The organism is Myxococcus sp. AB025B (assembly GCF_006518215.1).
Lineage (GTDB): Bacteria > Myxococcota > Myxococcia > Myxococcales > Myxococcaceae > Myxococcus > Myxococcus fulvus.
Window position 1 is genome coordinate 1 of sequence record NZ_SRLW01000463.1, and the last position, 5,467, is coordinate 5,467.

A 5,467-nucleotide genomic window follows, 5' to 3' on the forward strand; every position below is an offset into this window, starting at 1 on the left:
GCCCGGACCCCTTCGCCTCGCGAGCGCCGGCCCCTCCGTCCGCCCCCGCGTCGAGGGGCCGGCGCTCGCGAGGCGAAGGGGTCCGGGCGCTCCTGGCCTCCGTGCGCCAGCGCCAGCGGCGCTACCTGTGGCTGCAGGGCACCGCGCTGGGGTTCCTGGCCGCGTGCGTCTTGTGGGTGGGCGGAGGCCTGCTGGGTCTGTGGGCGCCGCGCCTGGGCGGCAGCCTGCTGGGCCTGGCGCTGCCGGTGGGCGTGGCGCTGGCGTGTGTCTTCGGGCTGTGGCTCGCGCGCCGCCGCGTGGGGGATGACACGCTCACCGCGCGGCTCGTCGGTGAGCGCCGCCCGGAGCTGTCCCTGGACGTGCTCGCCGCCGTGGAGCTGATGCGCGAGGACGGCGCGCACGCCAACGGCTCGCCCGAGCTGGCCCAGGCCTTCCTCCAGCAGATGGACACGCGCGTGCGCACCGTGGACGCGCGCTCCGTCGTCGACTCGCGCCCCGCACAGCGCACCGCCCTGGCCGCCTGCGGCGTGCTGCTGCTGCTCGCGCTGGTGATGGGCCTGTTCGGCGAGAAGTGGGCCGCGGGCGTCAAGCGCGTGCTCGACACCGCGAAGACACCCGAGGCCAAGGCCCAGGTGGAGCCGATTACCGGCGACATCGAGCTGACGTACCGCTACCCCGCGTACACCGGCCTGTCCCAGCGCACCGTCCCCGGCACCGACGGCGCGGTGAGCGCCCCGGCCGGCACGGAGATTCAAATCAAGACGCGCTCGGACCGCCCCGTGGAGCGCGCGGAGCTGGTCATCAACGGCGAGGCCCTGCCCCTCCAGGTGACGGGCAACCGGGATTTGACGGGCACCTTCGTCGCGAAGCAGGGCGGCCACTACCGCTTCGCCTTCTACGGCACGCGCGAGAAGCCCATCGCCGTGGGCCCCGACATCCCCCTCACCGTGGAGGCGGACAAGGCGCCGCAGGTGTCGCTCTTGACGCCCGCCGCGGAGCTGGAGGTGGACCCCGGCCAGAAGGTGACGCTCAAGTACGAGGCCACCGACGACTACGGCCTGTCCGGCCTGTCGCTCGTCTTCCGCACGCCCGGCGCGCAGCAGGACACGCGCGTGCCGCTCCGACGCGAGGACGGCCGGCGGAGCCGCGACACGTACACGTGGGACCTGGGCTCGCTCAAGGTCGACGCGGGTGACCGGATTACGTACTTCGTGGAGGCGCAGGACAACGACGCGGTGGAGGGCCCCAAGAAGGGCGTCAGCCGCACGCACGTGCTGCGCATCTACTCCGCCGCCGAGCACCACCGCGCCGCGCTGGAGAAGGCCGAGCAGCTCTGGGGCCGCATGGTGGACCACCTGGCGGACCGCCTGGAGGGGCCTGACCGCGCGAAGCAGAAGGACGCGCAGGCCATCGCCGCCGCGGGCGCGGTGGACACCAGCGGCCAGCAGCTCATCACCGACATGCGCACCCTGGCGCAGACGCTGTCGCGCGAGCGCGATGTCCCCACCGAGCTGGTCTCCGCGCTGGCCAACATCTCCGAGTCGCTGGGCAGCCACATCAACGGCACCGCGGACTTCCGCCGCCTGTTCCTGCGCACCCAGCGCTCGCGCGGCGAGGACTGGGGCACCGGCAACCGCCTCACCGCCGTGGTGACGGAGGAGATTACCGAGCTGGAGAAGGACATCCTCTACCTGGAGGCGCTGCTGGACCGGCAGAAGCTGGAGGCGCTGCAGGAGATGGCCAGGCAGCTGGCCGGCGAGCGCCGCGAGCTGTCGCGCCTCATCGAGGACTTCAAGGCCAACCCGGACGAGGCCGCGCGCCAGGCGGTGATGGAGCAGATTCAACAGCTCAAGGCGCGCATCCAGGAGCTGATGCAGCGCATGGCGGAGATGCGCAAGGGCATCCGCGACGAGCACCTCAACGCCGAGGCCCTGTCGGAGATGATGAAGGAGCAGGACCTGCAGTCCGCCCTGGACGACGTCGAGAAGCTGATGCGCGAGGGCAAGACGGACGAGGCGCTCGCGAAGCTGCAGGAACTGGGCATGCAGATGGACGAGATGCTCAAGGGCCTGGACGACGCCAACGAGGAGTTCGGCGGCGAGCAGTACCCGGAGCTGGCCGAGAAGTTCGGCAAGTTCATGGAGGAGCTCAAGGGCACCGTCGACGAGCAGCAGCGCGTGGCGGAGCAGACGCGCCAGCTGCGCGACCAGGCCCGGGCGCAGAACAAGGAGAAGCTCTCCCAGCGCGGCGAGGCCATCAAGGACGAGCTCTTGCGCAAGGTGCAGCAGGCCCAGCAGAGCTACGACAAGCTCAACCCCGAGCACCTCAACAGCCGCGCCGCGCGCCCGCTGGAGGAGGCCCAGTCGGAGCTGTCCAACGTGGAGAACGCGCTGAAGGTGAACGACTTCGACCTGGCCGCCGAGGCCGCCGCCCGCGCCGAGGACGCCGCCCGACAGCTGGCCGGCATGGGCGAGCAGCAGAAGCAGCTCGACGAGATGTTCGGCAATCCGCCCGAGGTGCGCCAGCAGTCCTCGGAGCTGGCCCAGCGCCTGGACCGCGACGCGCGCAACGTGCAGGACGTCAACCGCCAGCTCCAGAACCTCTTCCCGCCTCCCGGCTCGCAGCTGTCCCAGCAGGAGAAGCAGCAGTTGCAGCAGCTCGCCCAGCAGCAGCAGCAGCTGGAGCAGCGCGCGCAGGGGCTGCGCCAGCAGATGGAGGAGATGGAGCAGACCGCGCCCCTGTTCGGCGAGGAGGCCGCGCAGCAGATGGAGGGCGTGGGCCAGCGCATGGGTGAGGCCGCCCAGCGCATGCAGGGCAAGGACCCGGGCCGGGGCTACGGCGAGCAGCAGGCGGCGCTCGAGGGCCTGAAGCAGTTCCAGCAGCAGATGCAGCAGGGCCAGAAGGGCAGGAAGGGCGGACTGCCGCTGCCGGGCGGCATGAGCGGACGCAAGCAGGGCCAGTCCGGAAGAGACCCCAAGGACCAGGTGGAGCTGCCCGACGAGGACGCCTTCCAGGCGCCCAAGGAGTTCCGCAAGGACCTGCTGGACGCGATGAAGCAGGGCGCGCCGGAGAAGTACCGCGAGCAGGTGAAGCGCTACTACGAGGAGCTGGTGAAGTGAGGGACGCCCGGATGAATCGCAGGGGAGCGCTGGTGCTCGCGCTGGGCCTGTGCGCGGCCACGCCCGCCTTCGCGCAGGAGTCCTCGCTCAAGGACGAGGTGAAGACGCGCCTGGGCCAGGTGGAGTCGGCGCTGGATGACTGGGACGTGCCGGGCGCCCGGCGCGAGCTGTCCGAGGTGGAGGCGCTGATTCCCGCCGACGTGGAGCCCCTGAAGTACTACCAGGGCCGCGTGGCCTTCGAGGAGGGCCGCTACGACGACGCGGTGGGCCTGCTCCAGGGCGCCAACATCGAGGACAAGCCGGGCAGCTACCTGCGGCTGGCCAAGGACACGCGCGACATCGTCAAGAACCACCAGCGCGCGGAGAGCGAGCACTTCATCTTCCTCTACCCCAAGGGGAAGGAGGCGGTGCTGGTGCCGTACGCGCTGGAGACGCTGGAGGCCATCCACCGCGCCATGGCGGAGGACCTGGGCTGGACGCCTCCGGGCGGCAAGATTCGCGTGGAGGTGGTGAACAACGCGCGCGAGCTGGCCAAGGTCAGCACGCTCACCGAGAAGCAGATCCGCACCACCGGCACCATCGCCATCTGCAAGTTCAACAAGCTGATGGTGACCAGCCCCAAGGCGGTGGCGCAGGGCTACGACTGGCAGGACACGCTGGCGCACGAGTACATCCACCTCGTCGTCAGCCAGATGAGCCGCAACACGGTGCCCATCTGGTTGCACGAGGGCCTGGCCAAGTTCCTGGAGTCGCGCTGGCGCGGCAAGGCGGGCCTGGCGATGACGCCCTCCACGCAGGCGCTGCTCGGCAAGCGCGTGAAGGCGGACAAGCTCATCCCGTTCGAGAAGATGCACCCGTCCATCGCGCTCTTGCCCACCGCGGAGGACGCGGCCACCGCGTTCGCGGAGGTGTTCTACGCCATCGACTACGTGCACCAGTCCAAGGGCGCCGCGGGCCTGCGCGCCGTGGTGCAGGGGCTCAAGGCCGGCCAGTCCGACAAGAAGGCGGTGGAGACGGCCATGGGCATGCCGTTCGGCCTGTTCGAGAAGGCCTGGCTCGCCCACATCAAGAAGCAGCCCTTCCCCATGGAGCTGGTGCCGCGCGACGACCGCGTGGTGCTGAAGGAGGACGCCAAGGGCAAGGTGAAGGAGGACGGCGAGAAGAAGGGCCGTGAAATCTCCTTCGGCGACTTCAACGAGGTGCAGGAGGTGCCGGCGCGCAAGTTCGCGCACCTGGGGGAGCTGTTGCGCGAGCGCAACCGGGTGAAGGCCGCCGCCGAGGAGTACGCCAAGGCGCACAAGCTGGTGGGCGACAAGTACGAGTCCGTCTCCAACAAGTACGCGCTGACGCTCCTGGAGCTCAAGCGCCTGGACGAGGCGGAGAGCGTGCTGCGCGGCAGCCTGCGCGTGCACCCCGGCGCGCCCGCCACCAACGTGCACCTGGGCCGCATCCTCCTGCACCGCAAGGACTACCCGAAGTCGAAGACGGCGTACCTGGAGGCGCTCGCGTCGGACCCGTTCGACCCGGAGATCCACGTGGCGCTCACGCGCATCCACGGCGCGCTCGGCGAGGCGGAGCTGGCGACGCGCGCGAAGACGGCGACGGCGGTGCTCACGGGCTTGAAGCCCGAAGAGGTGGACGAGCTGGCGCGCAGGTTCCTCCAGGAGGAGGCGGAGCTGTCCGGCACCAGCGTGCCCGCCTCCGGCGGCGACAAGCCCAAGCCGCCCGCCGCTCCCGCCGCGAGCACACCCGACGCCGGCCGCTGAAGGCGCTCTGCGTTCGAGCGCGCCCGACGCCGGCTGCTGAAGGCGCTCTTGCCCTCGAAGCGCTTCCGACGCCGACCGCTGAAGGCGGCCCGCCCTCGACGCAGGCCGCTGTTGAAGGAGCCTGTCGCTCGCGAACGCGGGCCACCCCGCACGTCCCTCGCGCCCGTCGGGCCGGGGGGCGAGCGGGCCTGTGCGCACGGGGCCGACCTGTCGGGGGGTGCCTAGCTTCACGCCGGGGAAGTGAGGCACCCGACACCTCTGGTCCGACACCCGTACAGTCCCAGCGTTGACTGCCCCACGTCCTCATCGGCGTTCGTGCGCTGTCGCACGGACCCGCGCCGCGCTGCGCACCGCGGACCACGCGTTGGCCCAAGGTGCGTGCCCGCGGCCCGACAGTGCTGGATTCCCGACGTGAAAGGAGCAGTCCACATGCAGCGCACCCTTCCTGGCCTTGCCCTGAGCCATCCCCTCATATGAAGCCAAGCGCATCTTGGAAGACTCGATGGCCGTGAAGGAGTTCGGAGAATCGCTCGACGAGAGGCCGCAGGCGCTCCTCCTTCATCATGGGAATGGCCTGGTAAT

At 70.6% G+C, this 5,467-nt stretch carries 2 protein-coding genes; both read left to right on the forward strand.

From position 1 onward, the window contains the following. Window positions 1-101: 101 nt before the first annotated feature. Entirely contained in the window at window positions 102-3,119 is a 3,018-nt protein-coding gene (locus FL311_RS40810) for a DUF4175 family protein (protein WP_228557417.1), read from the forward strand. Between the two features lie 11 nt (window positions 3,120-3,130). Continuing rightward, a complete protein-coding gene (locus tag FL311_RS40815) occupies window positions 3,131-4,885 on the forward strand; it encodes a tetratricopeptide repeat protein (RefSeq protein WP_141333032.1) in 1,755 nt (584 codons plus the stop codon). Window positions 4,886-5,467 lie beyond the last annotated feature (582 nt).